Raw genomic sequence first — 20,985 nt, 5'->3', positions numbered from 1 at the left:
CAAACGTTTGCAATATTGGGCATTAACTACATACATATTTTTATTGCATCTTTTGTATAAACGTTTTCCAAATTTAGAAAGAGAAAGGGGTTTTTTCATGAGGAGAAAACACAGAACATTTTTATCGCTCGTCACTGTATTCGGATTAGTTTTCCAGATGTTTCCGGGACTTTTTACAAATGGAACTGCAAAAGCAACAGAAACGACAGCTAGGCAAGTTGTACTTGTAGGAAGCCTTCAAAAATTGTTAGGAAATTCAGGTGATTGGGACCCAGCTTCAGACCAAACGGAAATGGTTTATAAAGGTAATGGTCTCTATACATTTACTGGCACTTTACCAGCTGGTGAATATGAATATAAAATTGCCATTGGTGGAAACTGGTCGGAAAATTACGGTGAAGGCGGAAATCCTGGAGGCAATAATATTAAACTAGTACTTTCCGAACAAAAGGAAGTTACTTTCTACTATAATGATAACACTCATTCAATTACTGACAGCACTCATTACACTCCTATAGCAGAAGAAAGACAACCACGTCTTGTTGGAACGATCCAGCCTGCTATTAATGCAGGGCCAGCTTGGAGCCCAGCAGACTCAACAGCCTTTTTAAAAGATGAGAATTTCAAAAATATATATTCCTTTACGACAAAAGTGCCAAGTGGTACTTACGAATACAAGATAGTACTAGGAAAAGATTGGAACGAGTCCTACCCTGCTTCCAATTTGAAGTTAACTGTACTCTCTGAATCTACTATTACATTTTTCTTTAATTACCAAACAAAAGAAGTTTATACAGATTATAAACCAACAGGCTCTGACGGCTTGATTGATCAGAATGCCCTTTATCATAATTCATGGGACCAAGTATACAAAAAGCCATTTGGGGCCGTTCCAGAAAAGACACCTGTCACCTTCCGGATATCGGCTAAGAAAGGAGATTTGACAAGCGCGAGCCTTTATGTAAAAAACTATAATTCTGGCACAACAAAGGTCTTGGCTATGAAGAATGTAGGCTGGTCAAATACAAATGGCAAAGGTGACCTTGAGTACTGGGAAGCTATGTTTACTCCAACGGACAAAGGGATTCATGGGTATAAGTTCATTGTCAGAGATCAAGATACAACGGCAGAATATGGAGAAGACACACAAGAAGGTCATACTGGAAAAGCAGTAGATAAAAATGCAAGCCTTTTCCAATTGACAGTATATGACCCTAATTATCAAACTCCCGATTGGATGAAAGAAGCTGTAGTCTATCAAATCTTCCCCGATCGCTTTTTTAACGGCAACAAGACCAATGACAATGTAAAGGATAAAATTGGAGCTCGTGGTAATCAGCCAATCGAACATCCCTCTTCTTGGTCAAGCTTACCTGATAATCCTTATGAACAAGGAACTGGATCATATACCGGAGACGGAGAGTTTAGTAATGATTTTTATGGAGGAGACATCGCTGGAATCAAATCCAAGCTTGATTACCTTCAATCACTGGGAGTCAACACACTCTATTTAAATCCGATTGCTCTTGCACCATCCAACCATAAATATGATGCAACAGATTACAAATTAGTTGACCCGATGTTTGGCTCAGAAAAAGAATTTAAGGATTTCACAAAAGAATTAGCAAAACGTAATATGCATTTAATTTTGGACGGTGTTTTTAACCACGTCTCTGACGATTCAATCTATTTTGACCGCTATAACAAATATAATACAGTTGGTGCATATGAATATTGGTCTCGTATTTATGATTTGATGAAAGATGAAAAATTGTCCGAGGATACTGCCAAAGAGAAAGCGAAAAAACAACTTCTCTCCGAAGGCCAATCCTTTAGCCCATACGGTTTTGAAAACTGGTTCCATATTGAAAATGTTAAAGTGCCAAATGAAAAAGTCAACGGTGTTTCAACTGGGGAACATTATAAGTATGAAGGATGGTGGGGCTATGACAGTCTCCCAGTATTTGAATCAAAAGAAGGTTCAAAGGTTGATCACCCTAGTGAACTTAACAACACTGCATTAGCTAACTATATAATGTATGATAAGGACTCTGTAGGAAAATCTTGGATTGATCGAGGTTCTTCCGGTTGGCGTTTAGATGTAGCGAATGAAGTAGACAGCGCATTTTGGCAGGAATTTCGAAAAGAAATTAAATCCAAGACGATGACTGGTTCAGGACAAACTCTTCAAAAAGATGAAAAACCACTTATTTTAGGAGAAATTTGGGATGATGCTTCCAAATACTTCTTAGGAGATCAATATGACTCCGTAATGAATTATCGTTTCCGAGGTGCCGTACTAGATTATTTAAAAAATGGTAATGCAGAAAATGCACAAAACTCACTCCTTGCCGTACAAGAGGATTATCCAAAGGAAGCTTTTTATGCTCTCATGAATCTAATGGGATCTCATGATACTGCACGAGCTATATTCCTGTTAGGCAACGGAACGGATACTTATAACAGAGCTGAACAGGATCCGAACTATAATTACAATGAAGGTGTGAAACGATTAAAGCTAGCCTCTATCCTTCAAATGGGTTATCCTGGTGCACCGACCATTTATTATGGAGATGAAGCAGGTCAAACAGGGTCAAAAGATCCAGATGATCGCCGTACGTATCCATGGGGAAATGAAAACCAAGATTTGATTAAACATTATCAAAATATTGGTCAAATACGTAGTAAAAATTCCGATCTATTTAGTCATGGAGATCTTCACCATATTTATGCTAAAGACGATGTATTAGCTTATGTTCGGACTAAAGGAACAAAATCAGCCCTAATCATCATCAACAGAGGGAAAACTGCACAAACTGTTGAAGTTGACACTAAAAAGCTGATTGCGAACGGAATTAGTCTAGTAGACCAATTAGATAAAAAATACGTTGCTACAGTGAAGGATGGCAAGTTGACATTGACCGTTCCTGCTGAATCAGGAAGAATGTTACTATCCAGCAATGACGTGAAAAGTCCACAGTCAGTTAACAATGTAATCGGTACTGCTAGTTCTAAACAAATTACTTTAAGTTGGACAGGTACTGGCACAAAATTCAATGTCTATCAATCAACTGTTGCTGGTGGATTATGGACAAAAGTAAAAGAAACTACAGACAATACTGTAACCATTTCAGATTTAAATAATGGTCGTAACTACTATTTTTCTGTAACTGCTGTAGATTCAAATGGGAACGAATCCGATCCTGCTGTCTCAGTTGGTCTCGTGCCACATTACGATGTTAGCAAAGCTAGCGTGTCCAACTTGACAGCCCTAGCTAACCAGGAGCTGAATTTAGCGCTAAATTCTACTGTTAAAGCAACTTTTTACTTGCAGGGTGCAACAGAAACAGGCCCAGCTGAAGGAATTATGGCCGATCTTCAAGTAAGAATGAAAGGCCAGACAGCTTGGGATTCATACCAAGCTCTATATAATGGTCAGTCTCAGGAAAATCAAGCTAATGAGTTTCAAGGTAGCTTCACACCATTAGAGGCTGGCATATATGAATACCGAATGGCTTTTACATCTGATTTAGGAAATACATGGGTATACTCTGAAACAAAAGAAGTGAATTATACACGTAGCACTTTAGATACTACTCCTCCTGCTAAGGAAGTCACTTTGGATACTCCAATTCAAGAGTCTGGTCAGGTTAACTTGAACTGGAAACTTACGCAGCCAGATCAGCCATATAAATCTGTCATTTATCGTGACGGCCATATACTTACTTCAGTAAATGGGGACACTACTACCTTCCGTGATTATCAGGTCACAAACGGTACAACATATAACTACCAAATCCGTGTCTTTGATCAAGCAGGGAACTATGTGGATTCAAATAATGTAAATGTCACACCTGATATTGTCATGGTACAAGTCACCTTTAAGGTGCATGCACCAGCTGACACTCCATTGTCAGCACAAATGAATATACCTAACAGCTTAAATGGTTGGAATACAGGTGCATGGTCAATGAGCCGAAATGGTGCAGTTACACCAGATTGGGAATATACAGTTGAGCTTGAGGAAGGAACTGAAATTACTTATAAATATACGAGAGACAACACATGGGATCATGAAGGATTAGCAGACCATACACCATCTGATCCATCAGATGATGATATCAGTTACTATGGTTACGGTGCGACTGGAACTGATATGAAAATAGTTGTTTCAAATCAAGGTGGCAACAAAATGACTGTCCAAGATACAATTTTACGCTGGATTGATAAGCCACTTGTAGTTAGCCAAATTGATTTGAATGGTTCAACTTTAACTGTCAAAGGGAATTCTATTAAAGGTGCTAACCTCACCATCAACGGAGAAAAAGTAACTACCGATAATGAGATGAATTTCAACCAATCTTTTAATCTAAAAGATGGTCAGACACTAGTACCAGTACACATTGAACCAACTGATACAACCAAATCCACAATTTTTAAAGGTGATGGTGGTTCGATTAACAAAAACACAAAAAACTATGTGATAGATGTTATTAATAAAACAATTAGTGAGTCCAACTAATTAGAAACAAGAAAGGTCTACCGAGTTTGGTAGACCTTTTTTGGATTATTGTTGTCTTCATTTAATAAAGATAATATTTCCTTATTGAATTAATCCTAAAAAGTTTTTTCCGAGTATGTATTCCTTTTGGTTATCAGGAATTAGCAAGGATTCAATCCAGCTTTTCTTGTCTGAATAGTCATATTCATTGAATTTTTTCATTCCATATGGACCGTCACAGCCAAAAAGAACTTTTTGGTAACCTAAAGCCTCTACTGCTTGTTTTACAATTGACGGATTGAGATAGTCACTTGAAGTATCAACATATACATTTGGTTGTTCCTTAACGTATTTCCATAGTTTTTTCCAAAATGGTAGGCCAGCGTGAGCATAAATTAATTTAAGTTTAGGGAAATTTTCTGGTAGATATTTATAGGAGTCAATCTCAGAAGATAGATGAATAATCATAGGTACACCTTTTGATTCACACAAAGCAGCAACTGGTTCAAGAGCTTTAATACTATAACCGTGCATGAATGGATGAGCCTTTACCCCAATAAAGTTACTTTTTTTTAGATAAAATTCTAACCCTTCCATAAAATTAGGAATCATAGGATTCACTGCTACCCAACCAAGAAATCGGTCTGGAAATCTTGCAATTGCAGTAGCCACGATATCATTGTTAGGCTTGGTAAAAATCTTATATGAATTACCATAAAGTTTCAAATAGCCATCTTCCACAAGACCATCATAAATTTTTTGCCCAATTTGAGGTGTATTAAGTATTAGAAAACGGAATAATCGTTGTATATGATACTGAATAGTGCTATCCAATTCAAACATTGTTTCACTCATAGGGGCAATCAGTGCAGTTTTTGTTACATTATTTTTATCCATCCCCTCTATCATTTTTTCTAAAGTCAGCATGGATTCATCCACATGAAAATGGCAATCAACAATAATATAAATCTCCCCCTCTTCTATTATTATCAATGTATTGGCTCATCAACAGTGAAATCAATTTTTAATATTGTTCACTTTTACACCATTAGTACTAGTATCAAATATATGCTTTAATAAAAACTTTATTAAATTAATGACTACTGTCCAAATTCAATTCAGCTTTACAAATCTGCTACAAGAAATAAGAAAAGACAACCACCCGAGGGTTAGTTGTCTTTCTTTATTACAAGTTCAGCTACGCACTCCACGTGTGTTGACTGTAATTGACAAAACAATAGTTGTTGGGTTTAACAACATTCTTGTAGACGTTATACTTTAAAATTATACAATATTATATCGCTTCAATTGCCATAAAAAAGGATGGTGCAAGCACCATCCAATCTTTCGCTTATGAATTAATCTTTTACTGGGCTAAATTCATGCACCCATACTTTCATTTTTGGTAGCCATGGCATGCCAGGGTGATAAGACAAAATGGCTTGTTTATACTCTTCAACCGTTTCGAACCCTTCTTGCTTTGCATGGTCATCAGTAAGCTCTCCAAGTGACTGCGAATAAACTTTCTCAATGACAAAGTTATTTCCTTGAAGTGACATGATTTCGCCTACATCTGCATATCTTCCGTTACGACGAGTAGCCGTTTTTTTACCTGACAGGACTAGCTCGATGTCCGAAAGTGATGTAATTAAGCGATCAATCGAACAAGTTTTTGGTGGCAATGTATTGGTGTTCATTTAAAAAATTCCTCCTTTATAATTCCTTACTATTAGGAAATATGTATTCATTGAAAATAATATATTATTTAAATGCCCCCAAATAAGAGACACTATTTAATAGCGGCTATTATTTGGGGTAAAGGTCATAAAAGAAATTACTTCAATTATTTATCTAATACCAAATCATACTTGATTTTCAACTATTTTTATTTTTCACGTACTGCGTATGCTCTAATTAGGGTCTGTTCAACCTGGTTGCCGTTCATATCTGTCGCCTTGATGCGAATCGATACATAGCCAGAATCTGGATTTTTCACGGTTACAGTGTAGTGACCATTTTCTCTCTTCTCCACCTTTGTGTTACTCCATGTGTTGCCGTCGTCAGTGGATACTGCAGCCTCGACCCCGTTCATGTTTGGAGTATCAAGGGACTGAAGTATGAATGAAAGATCGAAGTGGTCCGTAATGCCACGCATTGCCTTGTTCTCCATATCTAGGTCAAAACCATACTTCGGCCACAACAGCCCAAGGTGTTCGATATCTCCATTCGCTGTTCGCTCGGACTTGAACGTCCACGCTGTGCTGGTCTTTGTAGATAGAGGGAACCAGTCCAGACGAGACGTATCAACAGTGATTTTGTAGTTCGCTGGGTTAGCGCTTACTGGTACTTTTGTATTAACAAATTTTTTATTCTCCGCTTTTAGCATCCCATCCTGGTAGACGCGCATTTTCACTACGTCGTCATCGTAGTCGAACGTGCCATAGTGGGTCGGTTCACTGTCACCCTGTTCCAAGATATTCAGATTAAAGGTGTCTCCCTGACGATACGCAATAGATTTGCCAACAATACCTTTCTCAGGACCAACTAGACCAAGCCCTGCACCCATCCAAGTCTCCTCGCGCTTTGTGCCAGGTGCATAGAATTCTGCGGATTTCATATTGCGTACAGTATTACCAAGATAGTTTTTACCTGCATCTGGGTAGACCGTGTGTAACCATCTCATTTCTTTCACCGGCGACTTGCTGCCAGTGGAGTACCACTCTTCCCTGTCTAGTGGTGCATTTTCGAAAAACTCTACCCATTGTGTAATATTTTCACCTGAGCGAAACGCTGAGTTCGTCTCACCGACATGCAACCACTTCTTGTTGCTGCGGTAATGTGTATTCACTACTTCAGAGTTTTCTTCGGTTATTTCCTCTGAAAAGCCAGCCGGAATCCCACCAGGAATAACCGTTGCGTAGTTGTACGCGTACGGGCTGTTAGGAGTACCCTTAAAGTTTATATTGGTTGGACCATTGGCAATTCGATCGATCAGTACCGCTCCGTCGCTATCACCAAGCGTCCATGCTGGAATAGCCACATTGTCTGCTCTAAACACTTCAGTGGAGTATGGACCTGGTCTGTCGTTGACGAGGATTACTGCCTCAGCACCCGAACTCGCTATGGCATTAATCTGCTGTCCAGGCTTCTTCGTCACATCACGGATCGCGACTGCTAGCTTACCACGAACATCCTTGCCGCTAAGTTCCTCTGGACTTCCCTTGCCGATGTAGACTGCTTTGAGTGTCTTGTTACCATTCAACTTAGGCACAAACATCACTGGGTAAACCGGGAGTGAACCACCGTACCCGTCATAAGATGCCTTGATCTGTGGAGCGAATTTGCGCTGCTGGTAGATGAACTCGAAGTCCTTCACCGGCTTTGTTGGCACAGCATAAAAGTGTTGACGGAATCTGCCCGGTGCATTAAACATGACGCCTACTTTTAATCCTGTGAAAGCCTTTTGGGTAAAACCAACATTGATCAGCCCTGATTCGGACTCCTTAGGTGTTACGACCTTGACTTCTTCGCCCATACGTGCATCCATTATTATCGTCTTGTCCTGCTTGTATACCAATTCCACATTAGTCTCGCCTACTAAGGTGAAGTTTTGCGCAGTAACTCCATCAAGTGTCGTTGGAATGTAGGTCATCAGTGACCAATGCCCAGGCTTTAAGCGAATGGTATCCGTCCCAGCACCAATGTTTAAAGAGCCCTGTTCTCCAGTGTCCAGATTTAACGCGCTGATAGGGAAAGCTCCCGCTGGGTTTCCGTTGCGGTCAATCTTATTAATCGTTACATTAACTAATGGTACTGTCTTCGTTGCACCAATCGTCGTTTTTATTTTGTTACCTACACCTGCACTTGGAGTAGCTGTAACCACTAATCTGTCATTCCCGACATTACCATATAACGGATTAAATGTCGCCTTTACCTGACTGCTGCCATGTGCTGGTACAGTGACCACTGACTTGTCTAGAGTGAAAATTTTAGCTTTATCTGCCTCTGGTACAAAACCTGGTGCAGTGAGACTCGTTGTTAGATTCAATGTCACCTCACTATCAGTTGGGTTGACATAAGTAAATATCTTTTCTATAGGCTTGTCGTCAACCATACCAGCTCCCATACTGACGACTGCAGGACTGCTGTAGACAGTAGCGTCCAATGCGTCCGGAATACTTACACGTCCAGCTCCCTGTTCATATACTCCGATTTGTGGTTTAGGGACCACCGCTGTACTCGTTAATACCTGCTTGATATGGTCTCCCGTCCAATCCGGGTGTCTTTGTTTCAAAATAGCAGCCGCACCTGCAACATGTGGCGTAGCCATTGAGGTACCATTTAGAGAACTGTAGTTCGCGTCAACAGGGGTACCGAGAGACGTTCCTGCCGCACGAGCAGCAACAATTCCTACTCCTGGTGCTGTAATTTCAGGTTTAACTCTATTATTTTTCAAAACCGGACCGCGACTTGAGAAGCTAGCCAAAAAGTCGGATTTGTCAACTGCCCCAACGGTCAATGCTTTTTCTGCCGCCCCTGGCGCACCGACGGTATTCGGTGCTGATCCTGCATTACCGGCAGCAATGACAAACAATGTGTTGCTGGTTGCACTCAGATTGTTGACCGCTTGACTCATTGGATCTGTGCCGTCAGTCGCACTTCCACCAAGGCTCATGCTAACGATATCAGCCTTTTCTTGAACAGCCCATTCCATTCCTGCGATGATTGCCGATTCAGAACCTGAACCTGCATTGCTAAGTACTTTCCCAATAATAAGTTCTGCACCAGGAGCTACGCCCTTCATTTTACCGCCAGAGGCTGCTCCAGATCCAGCAATCGTCGAAGCAACATGCGTACCGTGCCCGTGGTGATCGACAAAATCTTCACCATCTATGAAGCTCTTCTCTTCTTTGATAACGTTTTTAAGATCCGGATGATTCGGATCAATCCCAGTATCCAAGACAGCAACTTTCACGCCTTTACCATCATACCCTGATGCCCATGCTGTAGGCGCTCCGATTTGCGGAACACTCTTGTCGAGTAGAACATGTACTGGCTTGTCCAACCAAATCTTTTTAATGCCATCAGTAAGCTCAGGTTTAGCTTTATTTGTTACGGTTACGGCCTGTCCGTCAACAGCCTCCCAGAATTTCTTGGCATGCTTTTTGTCCGTTTTCACTGCAACCGCATTGACACTTTGGAGCTCCACTTTTTCGGTTGCTCCAGTTGTCACAGCTTCATCAGCTGCTTCGCTGACAGATGGAGCAACTTTTCCGAACTCCTCTGTTACAATCATTGGAATACTCTCCTGATGAGAGTCATCATATCCATATTCAATTAATTTTTTGATGTTAAAAAGCTCCTCATCCAGCTGACCAGCAGCTAGGAATGGTGTAGCTTTATTCGGAATCACATAAAAGCCCTCATCAATACTTTTCGTAATAAATGGTTCTTCGGATCCGTCCTCCCTTGGTTGTAAAGTGCACACCAAAGTTCCGTCATTATGTTTTTCTACATAAACGACATCACCTGTAACAAGGGTAACCGTGTATGTATGTGCAACCGGGCTGTTCTCCTGTTGCTGAGCTGTCAGGTCTGTGGCAGACGTTTCAGTAGCGCTGTCTTCATAAGCAAGTGAATTAGTAGTACTTGTTCCCAATAGAATTGCCGAAGCCAAGCTCGCGGTTAATACATTAATCATTTTTTTGTTTCTTCTTTTCCCCATAGATGCATAAACTCCTTTTCCTAGTAAATAGTAGACTAATATATTTGTAAAAATGTAAGGTTCTCTTGCTGAGGACTACCATCACATTTAATACACGGATCTGTGTCTTTCTACATGATTCTTTTAAGATTTCTAATCTACTACTGAAAATTGGAAGCTAAATATCAATAGTTTCAATATTCAGAAATATTAATTCAAATTATAATTCAGGACTTCTATTCGTGTACATTGGGGTAATATTTCATAAACTCCTTAAAGGTTTTTAGTCAAATATCTACAAAAAATAGATTTTAATGTTTTATTTTGTAAAATAAAATTTTAAAAATGAAGTACTATGGTATTAATTGTTGTAATAAATCGAAGAATATTAGGAATTGGTTGGGGGAATTTTAAAGTTTCATTAGAAAAAACCATGCTTTTCATGAAAAAAATTCATTAAAACCTGGAATAAGGCTATTTTGAGGTTAATATTGAAGAGGCGGCAGGATTTTTCAACCTGTAAATTTGCTCGTACTTCTATAAGGAAGTTACTTTGTCACAGGGCTTCAACCCTTAGGATTTCTCCACCAGTTGCCTGTTAGCTACTAGGCGACTTGGCTCTTACTTAGAATGAACTTTCACCAGTTAGGAACTAACGGCTTGTTGGGTACGCCAACAAAAAAATCGACTAAACAGCCGATTATGTTGTTCAACTAAAGCATGCGTTAGCCAACAAAGAAGCTCAAAAATCGGAGCTTCACAACAGTAACATTAAAAAATAACTACAAAGTGGAAGATATATAAAAAATTGGATTAATCAAGCGAAAATATATAAAAATACCACAATATAGTCAAAACAAAAAAACTAACCAAATAAAATTGATTAGTTTTTTGTTTTAATTAATGGCTTGTATCATAATCATTAGAAGCGGTTGAAGTGTCAACTGGTGCAAATGTATAGTTGTATGCAGAAACAAGTGTTGTATCTTTTATTTTTTTATTTTTTTGGTAAACTTCGGTGTGACCTACGACTTGTTTTGGCAGGATGCCTTTTTCAATCAGTGTTTGTTCATCAAAATTATTTGGTACTACTTTTATAGTAAAATCTGATTCTGGTAAAGCAGTTATCAACGTAAGGTTAGACATTGCTCTTGTCTCGATTTGTTTATCTAAAATCGTGATAGTAGGTTTATAATTTGAACGATCGACAAAAGTAAGTTTTCGAACCTTACTATAAGCATAGGCATCTAATTTTTCGATATCTTTTGGATAGTTTTTTTTGGAAGAACGAAGTACAACATGGATTAACGTGATGTTGTTTTTACGAGTTGCTTCAATTAAGGTATTTTTTGCTGCATTCGTAAAACCTGTTTTGGCTGCTAAGAAATTTGGATTACTAAAAATAGCGTTTGTTTTCGTCAATGTTGCTTTTTGACGAGATGTTTTAACAGTTGTTTTCGTTGTACTCATAGCTTTTACTAATAATGGTTGTTTAAGGGCTACACGGGTGATCATTGCTAAATCGTAGGCAGTTGTTTTATGTTTATTGTTCGGAAGACCACTTGCATTTACGAAGTTTGAGTTTTTTGCACCTAGTTCTTTTGCCCGTTTGTTCATAAGTTTTGCAAATTCTGGAACACTTCCACTGATTTTTTCTGCAATCGCATAAGCGAGATTGTTGTTACTATTAATTATTAAGATTTTTAGTGCTACATCACGCTTCATACTTTCACCTTTTTTTAAGATGATTTCGTCATTGTTGCGTTCTTCTTTCACACTTTTACTAGTCATCGTAATTCTGTCGGTTGGTTTTAATTTTTCAAGCATGAGAAGGGCAGTTAAAATTTTTGTTGTGCTTGCTGGAAAGTCAGGTACTGTGCTTTTTTTTGAATACACCAATTCACCTGTATCTGCAATGATCGTCACTGCTTTGTCGCTATAAAGTGAAGGGGATGTTGTAGTAGCAGCATCAACCGATGAAAACGATAATAAGATGACACTTAAGATTGATAAGATGATGGCTCTCACTGTTTTTTTCATTTTTTCTCTCTCCCTTTGTTTGAAAAAACGTTTCCCAAATTAAGAATCTCCTATTCTCAATTGAGAATATATACTCAAATAAGTATACTTCATCAATTCGTTTTTAAATTTGGGGTAATTTACCATGCAAAACAGAATTTTTAACCGATTTTTAACCTTCTTTTAATCTACATTTTTTAAATAAACATAATAAATGCCTTAACAGAGAGGTTTGGTTGCTATTATCCAATTTGGGCAAAAAATAGAAATTAATAGTTTTAATTCTATATAACAAAGGGAAAATTGTAATAAAAAATGAAAAAAATGAAAATTACAAAAAAATAGAATATATGAACTATAATACCTTTGCATCAAAAAAAAATTAAAATTAAAAAAAATGTCTTTATAAATTTATTTAGAATTCATTTGTTTCTTTAACCATTTTAACACTTTTATTCACTGTATTTTTTAAGGAAGGTCAAAGCGAAGCCGCAACGTAAACATTTAAGAAAGTTGTAACACATCTTATTCGCCGTGACGCAAATAAGCATCCAATGTATATACTCCATTGGTATCGAGTAAAAAATGGAAGTTTTCCTTAACTTAAAAGAATTATCACCGCAGTTCCTTCTTTATTTGATCGGTTAGATAAGATTATTTGTAAAAATAATGACTTTGTCTACATCCATTACAGCTTTGTTAATCCTTTACAGGAAACATAAAAAGGCAACGCCCAAAGGGTTAGTTGCCTCCTTTTAAAACAAGCTCAGCCACACACTCAACATGTGTAGAGTGCATGTGACAACACATGGGGTGTTGGTGGTGAATACAAGTATAGAATCAAATCTAAAAAGGACAACTAGATATTTCTAGTTGTCCTTTTTATAACACAATAGCGCTGTAACTGATTTGGTAAAGATGGTTGCTCTAATCGTCTTCTGATTCGCAATCATCATCATCATCTTGATCGCATCCATAAGCCAATGTAGCAGGATTCGTATTGCCAAACGTCAGATACCACGGTATCCCTAACGGTCCTCCCAATGAAGCTGGAGGCACGAATACATCGAACGTCTTATGATGATGATGGACGTTGTATTTGCGAACAGAACCAGTGTCGGGACCGTCACCATTAATTGGCACAAACAGTTTTCCATCAGGACCAAACAAGATTGCCTGCGCAAAGGCGCGGGGCTGTCCGACGGCATCGAGATCAATTTTGTCAAGAAACCTGCCCTTACGTCCGTCGAAGATAAGAATTTTGTCCGTGTCATTCGCGTCCCTTCTGAAACTGGTGATATAGAGGTTGCCATCAGGACCGAAGACCAAACCTTCCGGACGGTTAAGATCGTTGATGGGATCGCTCTCAATGAACACTCCAAGGAATTTCCCGGTTCTTGGATTATAGCGCACTACTCGTCCACCAAGCTGACCTTCTGCAGTATTAGGATCGTTGCGAACGGACACATATAACAAGCCGTCGGGACCAATTACTACACTTCGGGGAAAAAACTGTCCGCTAGGTGGGTGTTCAAGATTCGCCATAAACGCCCCAGTGGTACCATCATAGGTCCGCACCTCCCCATTCAGTCCGTTCGATTCAATAAGGTCTGCCACAAACAGAATATTTTGTTTCGAAAGAACGATACCGCGCGGTGCGAACGGTGCATTAGGCTCATTGGGATCGACGAGTTGACCTAGAAACTGTCCAGTCTGTCCATTGAACTTCAACACGCCACCATTCTGAGGTTGTCCGACGTTTTGGTTCGTAACTAGGAGATTATCACTATGATCGAAAATCAGTCCTCGAGGACCGAACAAACAGTTACAGTCTGAAGCAACAAAACTGCCAAGGAACCTTCCCGTTTTTCCATCGAAAGTCTTCACGGTGTTGTCGGAGCCGTCACCAATGTAGAGAAAGTCATTTCGTAATTTCATTCTAGATAAAAAACTCCCTTCTATTAATATTTTTTAGATTAAAATAATTATTTTTTAATCTAATTTTAATATATTCGTTAGGGAGATTTTTGTAAGGGATAAACTTGCTAATAAGAAAACACAACTTTCAGAAGTTATCAAATAAATTAAATGCCCTCTAATATGCAATAAAAGTAGTTCTTAACTTTAAGTAGTACATGCCTAATGGTCAACTAACTCTTACTTTGCTCCTTTCATCGTGAATTGGATGTATCAGACACTACAAGAATCAGAGACGACTATGTTCTTCGGTATTGCCGACTTTATAATAGTTTGAAAGAAGCATCTCACACCTTCTTACCTTTTAAAATTATTTTTCATTCGTCTTTATAGGAATCACTAGTAAGCTACCAAACTTACAAATAGAGAATTGGCCAATATGATTGGAACTTCAAGGGAAACGGTAAGCAGAACCTTGAACCAGTTACGAAAAAAAGATGCCTTTTCAGTTGATAGCAAAGGTTTTTATGTTATCAATCCATCTAAATTAGCAGACGAAATCATTCATTAAGGTTCTTTATTATATAAGGATGTTAGTAAAATTGATGCTATTTGAAGATGATGATCTGTTGCCTTACACTCCAATCTACTTCTTTATACACGGTTTCTTTACCAACTCCTGATAAAGAAACAATCTTTTTTTCTTCATGAAGTATGAAAGGAAATTATCATGTTTATTGATAAATTCCATTCGAATTTGTGATATGAATCACAATGATTCAATCTAACTCTTGATATGATTTAGTTAGTTATAAATCATATCAAGGAGGAATTACAATGACACAAACTTTTACGGAATCATCCATAATTGCAAATATCGTCACAACTTTTCCGAAAGCGAGTGATTTTTTTAAAGCAAACCGAATTGACTTTTGCTGTGGAGGAAATCGTCCATTAATAGAAGCAATCCAAGAAAGAAACTTGTCTCCAGATGAAGTTTTAACACAATTAAACTCACTTTATAATGAAGCTAAAGAGAGAAGTGATTCATTCATTGATTGGAAAAAGGCTTCATCTAAAGAATTAATACAATATATAGTTGATAAACATCATCGTTATTTAAATGAGGAGCTACCTCAATTAAGCCCATATGTAACTAAAGTGCTTCGTGTACACGGTGCCGATCAACCTCACTTAGCTCAAATTCATAGGCTTTTTAACAATTTAAAAACAGAGCTTGAGCAACACATAATTAAAGAAGAAACAGAAGATTTCCCAACCCTTATCTCTTTTGAAAATCAACCTACAAATGAAAATAAAGATAAATTAGCAAAAATCGTATCTGAATTAGAGCAAGAGCATCAACATGCAGGTGACATTATTAAAGAAATCCGTAAAATTACAAATGATTTTACTCCACCAGCAGGTGCATGCGGAACTTACCGTTTAGTTTATCAACGCCTTGAAGCACTTGAATCAGACTTATTCGAGCATATTCATCTAGAGAACAACATTCTTTTTTCTCGTGTATTTCAAATGATGTAAAAAATTAAGAATTTAAATGATATCCCTGTGTGGTATTTATTAAGTACTATACAGAGATTTTTTAAAGGACCGTTAAAAAATAGTGAAATCGGCATCATAGAACGGATTTATTTTGAGAATGAAAGTACCCTATAGAGTAGACTTTTTTAATTTTCTGCTCTATAGGGGATTTTTACAAGAGACAAAGGGCGTCTTTGGACGATATAAAAACCCAAGTTACACCCATATTTACAATCTTCTTTGGTTCATGACGACTTGATCCTCTATGTAAATACATTTCAATAGCTTTCATTTTGAAATCAATCGAAAAAGTTCTTATTTTTCTCCATAAATAAATCCCCTCGATAATAAACAGCACCTTAACTTTCTTTTGACTGTCTACTATAAGGGGATCATAACAGAATACAGAAATCATCTTCTTTGTGTAGTATAGTGATATCACAAAAAACATAAAGCGTATTAAATCCACTTAATTGTAGAGTCTAATGAAACGTTTGAAGCCTATGGCAGAATTTATTGTGGTCCATGCTATCAGTCCAAATAAGAGCTAAAATGATATAAAAAAAAGAGTCCTGATCTGATCAGGACTCCTTAAGCAAATTGAATTAAGGTGTTACTCCAAGTTCTCTTAAAATATCATCTAATCTTTTACTCTTCACATTATCTGCAGGTTTTGGCGTATTTTCTACATCTGGATTTACTTTTAAGTAGTTGGTTTTGACAAATCCGATGTCTGTTGCATTAACAATACCATCAAAGTTAATATCTGCTTCGCGATTATTTGTGCCCCAAGCTTTTTGAATCGCCAGTGCATCGTAAATGTCGATTACTTGGTCTTGGTTTACATCACCTGCTACTGCTTCTTTGTTGTCAATGTACATATATTGCCCATACCATACACCGTTGCGGAAGAAGCCAACTTTTTGATTTTTTTGTATCGTAATAAAGTGCCCGGGTAGGTGTACTTCTTTGGTAAATAGTTGATCGGTTAACGGAAGCTTAGTCGCAAGGAACTCTGGGTTAAATGTGCTTTTTATAGTTGCATCGTATACTTTACCCATAGCATCGGTTAAGATTACTTTTGCCCCAGCTTGAACCCAATCTTTTTTATTCCACATTATAACTTGACCAGATGCATACTTTCTAAAACCTTCTGCTGTAAGATAGCCAAATGCTTCAGAGAACGTAGGGGTGACGTTCCAAGAAAATGGTGAAAAGAAGAGATTGGTTGATGTGCCCGCTTCATTCACATAAGAAACATTTGCATTAAATCCTGCTACTGTAGTGTAAGCAGTATCTTTCACCTTAATAGTTACGTCTACAGCAGGAATTTTGCCAGAAACTTCTTTCGTAGACGCTACATCTAGTTTGATTGATGGTTTTCCATTCGTATAGGTAACGGTTACTGTTCCTTTACCAAACTCACTTAATGCTGTATTAGCTTTTGCTTCAACCACTTCTAGTTGAGTGCCAAATTTAGGAACATAACCACTATAGTCTAACAAATTCCAAGTGGCTGACTTTAATTTTTGTACATTGTCCAGTGTGAGGGTAGTGGTAATCGTTTCCCCTAATGCGATCGATTTTTGTTTACTTGTTCCATAAGCAAATGGAGTACCTTCTTTAACAAAGTAGTAGGCTTTGCTTCCACCTATGTTCCCACCTGCATCCAATCCATCCATCTTAACGCTTAGGACCGGAGTTTTTTCATCCATCAGGATTTCTTGTTTCCATTTTCCCGCTGTGTCCATACGGACAGTGCTGGATATTGGACTGTTCCGGGACCACATGAGCAAGTTTTTGGATTGGTCGACTGCCATCCCTGCTTGTTTTGCCGCTTCAATTTCTTTGTCATAGATTTGCACTTCTATTGGATAAGTAGTTTGACCTGGTTTGTATTCAAGAATCGGAGACTCTTGATCCAATGAGCTTGTAAAAGTAGGTTGATCAATATCTACTATTAGATCGAAGGATTTGGTAAGAACTTTGTCAGCCTCAGTAGTCGTAATCGTTTTCAGTTGGTATTGCCCCGGTTTTGCTTGTGCTGTTTCTGTGGAGATTCCATCGGCTGTAAACGGATAGTAGTTTCCATTAAACATAACTAGTGAATAGTTTGTATCGATCTCTTTTCCAACCAGATTGAGTCGTCCAACGAAACCAAGCCCTTGCCCCGATTTCCGATCTACTAAGATCATGTCCATGGTTTTCATCGGTGTTTTCAAGTTCATTAGCGCATTTACCGAGGAATGTTTATTATTAAATTTGCCATAGTGATCATAGCGATAGTAGGCTGGGGAAATGATATTACTATCTCCGATATCCAGTGTTTTGAAGTTGTCTTCCGCTGTACGAACACTAAATGGAATCCGATATTGCTCGGTTTGATCCTCTTGGTTGGTCACTAAGAGGTAACCTTCGTAAATTCCTTCAGCAGCAGCTTTAGGTACTTCGATGGTAACATGTAAACTTTCGGTAGAAGCTGGATCCACTGTTATGGTTGGGTGGAATTTCACTTGTACCTGGTTGGCTACGGCATCTAGGCTACCTTTCACCGCTTGGAACTGAACGTTCAAATTGAAATTCTTTACTTTATCAGTTAGGTTCTGAAATTTCAACTTTTTGGTAACGCTAAGATCTTCACCTGCAAAATGAGTGCCAAACGCAATGCCACCTGTTTTTTCTTTGATAGTAGTGATTACATCACCGTTAGGAACTAGGGTTGTATCCTGTACTTGAATCTTCATCCCAGTATGAACGGCTTGATAAGGATCCACGCGTCCTGCTCCCACTTCAAATACACTGTAGGAACCATTCAGTGGATCAGCCGTGTTCATCATGATTGTTTTTACATCTTCCGGCTGTAACGTTGGATTGACTTGTAATAATAGTGCTGCTACACCAGCCGCATTTGGCGTCGCCATGGAAGTACCTGAGAGACGAGCATACGCATATTTGTAATCGGTTGGTGCGTCATGGTTCCCTATGTAAGCGGGTACAGAAGACAACACACTAACTCCAGGAGCGGTGACTTCTGGCTTGATGTCATAGGTAATTTTGGCTGGTCCACGAGAACTGAAGTCAGCTAGGGTGTCCCCTTGTGTTTTGGTTACAGATAAATTACTAAATGTGAAGGATTTATTTCCTGCAGTTAGCTGCTGCTTCACCTTGAGTCCATCCTCTTGAGTAAGAGAGAAAGTAGGAATAAAGTTTTGATCTTCTCCCAAGTAAGTAGGAATATGGCCAGGTGCGTTGTTATACATTAAGACAGCCGCCGCGCCATGTTGTTTCGCAAACTTCACTTTATCTGTAAATGCATATGTTCCCCGAGCAACGAAAGCGATTTTGCCATTCACATCTTTGCCCGTGTAATTCGCGTCACCACCAAGACCTACGTCTACAAGATCTAAACTTTTTCCTTCTAGAGTAGATAGGTTATCAGTGAAGGATATCGCCATGTTCCGCAGTTCCAGCCCACTGAGTGTTCCGATCGCCCCTTTCATGGACGAATTAGAAATGGATACATCGCTGGCTCCAACGGTGAGAGCGAGTGCAGCAGTTCCAGGAGAGCCGAGAGTGTAAGAGTTAAGTCCTGAGTTACCCGCAGCCACCACGGCAGTGACATCACTTAATACCGCATAGTTCACGGCTGTACTCGTTGGAGAGTATGGATCGTTAATTCCTGCTCCCAAGGACATGTTAATTACATCCATGTCATCGGCAACGGCTCGATCGATCCCCGCCATTACGGCTTCCGAAGTACCGCTACCATATGGTCCAAGGACACGGTACACATAAAGGTCAGCATCTGGAGCGACTCCTTTGACAGAGACTTCACTATCGTTTTTAGCTTGACCGACGATGATTCCAGATACGTGAGTCCCATGCTCCGTGTAGTAGGGTATTCCGTTATTGAATTCCGGATCATCTGACTTTTTCCAATCTGCGTAGGTGGTTTCCATCGGATCGTTGTCATTATCGACAAAGTCATAGCCACCTTTGAAGGCATCTTTTAGATCAGGATGATTGTAGTCGACCCCTGAATCGATAACCCCTACTTTTACGCCTTTCCCTGTGATTCCTTCCGCATGAAGCTTGTCAACTCCTACAAAGGGAACACTAGCCGCTTGCGTCGAAGCGTTATTCGATTCTTCCTGTGCGATGGAAGGGGGCTCTACCGTAAAGGTGATATTTTTGTGTACGGATTGGACCACTTCCGATTTCATCAACTTCTCTACTTGGTTCGCAGCAAGGGTAAGAGCCACACCGTTATAAGAAGTTTTGTAGGAACGGGTGATTTTATAAGAAGGTTCTGCACTTTTGTCTTCTGAAGAAGAAGTGGCAGCAGGTAAGATTTTTTTCAGATCACTTTGGAATGTGGAATGTTCTTGATCTACCTGTTCATTGGCTTCTTGTTTGGTTACTTTTTTGCCTTTCAGAGCGGCCTCTAATACAGCTACTTTTCCTGGCTTGGACTTAAATTGTACGATTACAGAAATGTCTTTGTCTGATTTCAGATCTTCATCTGAAAATCCCTGCAAGCCATAGTTTTCTGTCATCTCAAGTTGGTTTAAGGCCGCTTGTTGTTCTGGGGTGAGCGATGCTAAGATTTGTTCTGCTGATTTACCAGCTGCAACCGAAACATGTCCGATCCCAAACTGGGCGGATGGGAAAAGTAAACCCAATGATAAAGCAATTGCAGTTGAAGTTTTCGATGTTTTGCTGTACAAACGATATTTTCTCTCTTTCATAGGCTCCCTCTTTCTTGCTAAGAATTTGTAAAAATCGTAACGAAATTATTGAAGCATAAGCGTAAAAAGCGATAGAACTGAGAAAGTGCGCTTTAACAATTTTGACTTCAACAAAATTCCTCCTACATTTTTCAATTTGGCATTAGAGCCATCTTGCCCGAAAATATTATTTCTTCTAAATCACATCCCCTCCACTTTTATCTGAAAATTATTATAATTCAAAATTATTACAATTCACATTGTACCTACTCCTTAGAACAGGGTCAATTGGGGGATTTCCATGTTATTCCATTGACCCATTCATCTAAAAATATTTTAAACACGTGTCAATAAAGCACGAAAACCTGTGAAAAATAGCATATTTTCAAGGTGGATGGGTGAAATTTTGTAATAAATTATCAAATTATGAACATTTTTACCTTGGGGGAAAGACTGAAAATTCAAATCATTCTATCAATTCTTACGATTTTATAGAATCAAATCGATAGATAATCTTATTAGCAAGGACCTCAAAGCCATAACAAAACCATTGAAACTTTACGAAATAAAAA

At 38.7% G+C, this 20,985-nt stretch carries 9 protein-coding genes; 3 read left to right on the top strand and 6 right to left on the bottom strand.

The genetic code is table 11. The annotated features are described in order from the left end of the window. Positions 1-97 precede the first annotated feature (97 nt). Positions 98-4,522 (top strand): alpha-amylase family glycosyl hydrolase, encoded by a 4,425-nt coding sequence (locus EP747_RS14775; protein WP_129690889.1) that lies wholly within the window; start codon positions 98-100, stop codon positions 4,520-4,522. An 81-nt stretch (positions 4,523-4,603) separates the two neighbouring features. Here the strand turns inward: EP747_RS14775 and EP747_RS14770 are convergent, their stop codons facing one another. From EP747_RS14770 to EP747_RS14750, 5 genes are all read right to left on the bottom strand, one after another. Further along, positions 4,604-5,428, bottom strand: coding sequence for an amidohydrolase family protein (locus tag EP747_RS14770; protein ID WP_129690888.1), 825 nt, complete (start codon positions 5,426-5,428; stop codon positions 4,604-4,606). A gap of 431 nt (positions 5,429-5,859) precedes the next feature. Next, positions 5,860-6,198 (bottom strand): ASCH domain-containing protein, encoded by a 339-nt coding sequence (locus tag EP747_RS14765; RefSeq protein ID WP_129690887.1) that lies wholly within the window; start codon positions 6,196-6,198, stop codon positions 5,860-5,862. Positions 6,199-6,386: 188 nt separating this feature from the next. After that, positions 6,387-10,226: a S8 family peptidase gene (locus tag EP747_RS14760; RefSeq protein ID WP_129690886.1), complete on the bottom strand. Its 3,840-nt coding sequence runs from the start codon at positions 10,224-10,226 to the stop codon at positions 6,387-6,389. Between the two features lie 879 nt (positions 10,227-11,105). Next, the gene (locus EP747_RS14755; RefSeq protein WP_129690885.1) at positions 11,106-12,245 is read right to left on the bottom strand and encodes a D-alanyl-D-alanine carboxypeptidase family protein; all 1,140 of its coding nucleotides are present in this window, start codon (positions 12,243-12,245) and stop codon (positions 11,106-11,108) included. 906 nt (positions 12,246-13,151) lie between these two features. Continuing rightward, on the bottom strand, positions 13,152-14,162 hold the full coding sequence (locus EP747_RS14750) for a hypothetical protein (RefSeq protein ID WP_129690884.1): 1,011 nt from the start codon (positions 14,160-14,162) through the stop codon (positions 13,152-13,154). A 418-nt stretch (positions 14,163-14,580) separates the two neighbouring features. On the opposite strand from EP747_RS14750, the gene EP747_RS14745 reads away from it, so the two are divergent. Further along, complete coding sequence (locus EP747_RS14745) at positions 14,581-14,712, top strand: helix-turn-helix domain-containing protein (protein ID WP_129690883.1); 132 nt, start codon at positions 14,581-14,583, stop codon at positions 14,710-14,712. Positions 14,713-14,978: 266 nt separating this feature from the next. After that, positions 14,979-15,686, top strand: a complete 708-nt coding sequence (ric, locus tag EP747_RS14740) for an iron-sulfur cluster repair di-iron protein (RefSeq protein WP_129690882.1) — start codon at positions 14,979-14,981, stop codon at positions 15,684-15,686. Positions 15,687-16,291: 605 nt separating this feature from the next. On the opposite strand, the gene EP747_RS14730 is transcribed toward ric, so the two are convergent. Further along, positions 16,292-20,434 (bottom strand): S8 family serine peptidase, encoded by a 4,143-nt coding sequence (locus EP747_RS14730; RefSeq protein WP_129690880.1) that lies wholly within the window; start codon positions 20,432-20,434, stop codon positions 16,292-16,294. Positions 20,435-20,985 lie beyond the last annotated feature (551 nt).

Source organism: Gottfriedia acidiceleris (assembly GCF_004138285.1).
Lineage (GTDB): Bacteria > Bacillota > Bacilli > Bacillales > Bacillaceae_G > Gottfriedia > Gottfriedia acidiceleris_A.
The sequence above is the reverse complement of the archived record's forward strand: the minus strand, read 5'-3'. Positions and strand labels throughout refer to the sequence as shown.